Below are 2080 nucleotides of genomic sequence, written 5' to 3' on the forward strand. Positions count from 1 at the left end.
CTTCGGGCGGGCTAACGTTGCCGGTTCCGCCGCCGACGTTGCCGGTGTACCTGCCCGGTGAGCGAATCCTGTCCCTCTTTCCCTTCAGAGAGCGATGAACACCGAAAGCGAAAACGGAACCCAGTCCCCGGAAAACGCCGAACCGCCGACCACCCCCTGCACCGTGGTGTGGAGCCAGGGGCGCCCGTACGTCCTCGAACCGGGCGACGGAAACCCCCGCTGGGTCGGCACCGACAACCGTGGCCGCCCGCTCAAGCTCACCGGCGCCGACCTGCGCCGTCGCGGCTGGAGCCTCCACCGGGCGAGCTAGGGTGACGGGGTGATCGAGCCCCGCCCGGACAGGGCGCCCGAGGACACCACCCGCGCCCGCGGTCAGGGCACGGAGACCGGGCGCCCCGTCGAAAGCAGTCCCACCGGTGCCCTCGCACCCGCACCGCGCGGCCCGGTGGCCGGACCGGAGCAGCCCCCGCTGCTCCGGCAGGCACTCACCGTGCCCAATCTCCTGTCCCTGCTCCGGCTGGCCGGGGTGCCGGTCTTCCTGTGGCTGCTGCTGGGCCCGAAGGCCGACGGCTGGGCGCTGGCGCTGCTGGTGTTCAGCGCGCTGACCGACTGGCTCGACGGCAAGCTCGCCCGATGGCTCGACCAGATGAGCAGGCTCGGCCAGCTGCTCGACCCCGCCGCCGACCGGCTCTACATCGTCGCGACCCTGGCCGCGTTCCTCCTCCGGGGCATCCTGCCCTGGTGGGTGGTGGGCGCGCTGGTGCTGCGCGAGCTGATCGTCGGTGTGGCGATCCTGGTGTTGCGGCGCAACGGATTCGCCCCGCCCGAGGTGACCTACATCGGCAAGGGGGCGACCTTCGTGCTGATGTACGCCTTCCCGTTCCTGCTGCTGACCCAGGGCGCCGCGGCCGATTCCACGGTGGCCGCGATCGCCCGCCCGATCGCCTACGCCTTCATGACCTGGGGCGGTGTGCTGTACCTGTGGTCCGGGGCGTTGTACGTCCTGCAGACGGTCCGGGCCATCCGGGGTGCCGCCCGGGCCGGCCGGATGTAAGACTTCCGCCGGAAGGTCCGCGCCGCCAGGCGGCGGACCGGCGAAGAAAGGGGACGGCGGGTGTCCGCACCAGAAGAATTGCGCTACACCGAAGAGCACGAGTGGGTGGCCACCGGCTCCGGTGACTCGGTCCGGGTCGGCATCACCGAGTACGCGCAGGACCAGCTCGGCGACGTGGTCTTCGTCGAACTGCCCGAGGTGGGCAAGCAGCTGTCGGCGGGCGACGCGTTCGGCGAGGTCGAGTCGACCAAGAGCGTGTCCGAACTGTTCGCTCCGGTGGACGGCGAGGTGGTGGCCGTCAACGGCGCCGTGGTCGACTCCCCGGAGCTGATCAACAGCGATCCCTACGGCGAGGGCTGGCTCATCGAGATCAGGGTCGGGGACCCGTCGGCGGTGGAGGCGCTGCTCGATTCGGAGGCCTACCAGGCACTGACGGCGGGCTGACCCGGGCCGGGCGCAAAGGGGCTGGGAGGGAGCCCCGGCAGCCCCTTCGCGATCAGGCACGGTACGTTGACAGCACACGTTGCTAGGCAAAACACTTCAGTGGTGAGGAGAGCTCAGGTGAGCACGAACGACGGGCCCGGCGTTCCCCCGGAGCAGTCTCCGGAGCGGACTTCGATCTTCCGGGCCGACTTCCTGGCGGACGCGGAGGCTCAGGAGTCGGCGGCGCCGGAGCCCTCGGTCGCCGGTGTCGACGCGCTTCCGGCAGGCTCGGCCCTGCTGGTCGTCAAGCGCGGCCCGAACGCGGGTTCCCGGTTCCTGCTGGACCGGGACACCACCAGCGCGGGCAGGCATCCGGACAGCGACATCTTCCTCGACGACGTCACGGTTTCCCGTCGGCACGCGGAGTTCCGGCGGGAGGGCGGCGAATTCGTCGTCATCGACGTGGGCAGCCTCAACGGCACCTACGTCAACCGCGAGCCGGTGGACCAGGCCGTGCTCGCCGGCGGTGACGAGGTCCAGATCGGCAAGTTCCGCCTGGTCTTCCTGACCGGCCCGGGGCACGGGGGTCAGGGGGCACAGTGA

The 2080-nt window shown here is 70.9% G+C and carries 4 protein-coding genes; all 4 read left to right on the plus strand.

Features of this window, described 5'->3' with window-relative positions; genetic code table 11:
- Window positions 1-94 precede the first annotated feature (94 nt).
- The 4 genes from FNH05_RS36500 (at window position 95) to garA (ending at window position 2080) form a co-directional block, all read left to right on the plus strand.
- Window positions 95-310, plus strand: coding sequence for a hypothetical protein (locus tag FNH05_RS36500; protein ID WP_144593394.1), 216 nt, complete (start codon window positions 95-97; stop codon window positions 308-310).
- 135 nt (window positions 311-445) lie between these two features.
- Entirely contained in the window at window positions 446-1054 is a 609-nt protein-coding gene (gene clsA, locus FNH05_RS36505) for a cardiolipin synthase ClsA (RefSeq protein WP_144593397.1), read from the plus strand.
- A 60-nt stretch (window positions 1055-1114) separates the two neighbouring features.
- Complete coding sequence (gene gcvH / locus FNH05_RS36510) at window positions 1115-1498, plus strand: glycine cleavage system protein GcvH (protein ID WP_144593395.1); 384 nt, start codon at window positions 1115-1117, stop codon at window positions 1496-1498.
- A 117-nt stretch (window positions 1499-1615) separates the two neighbouring features.
- On the plus strand, window positions 1616-2080 hold the full coding sequence (garA, locus tag FNH05_RS36515) for a glycogen accumulation regulator GarA (protein ID WP_144593396.1): 465 nt from the start codon (window positions 1616-1618) through the stop codon (window positions 2078-2080).

The sequence above is a fragment of the Amycolatopsis rhizosphaerae genome (assembly GCF_007713715.1).
Taxonomy (GTDB): Bacteria; Actinomycetota; Actinomycetes; order Mycobacteriales; family Pseudonocardiaceae; genus Amycolatopsis_E; species Amycolatopsis_E rhizosphaerae.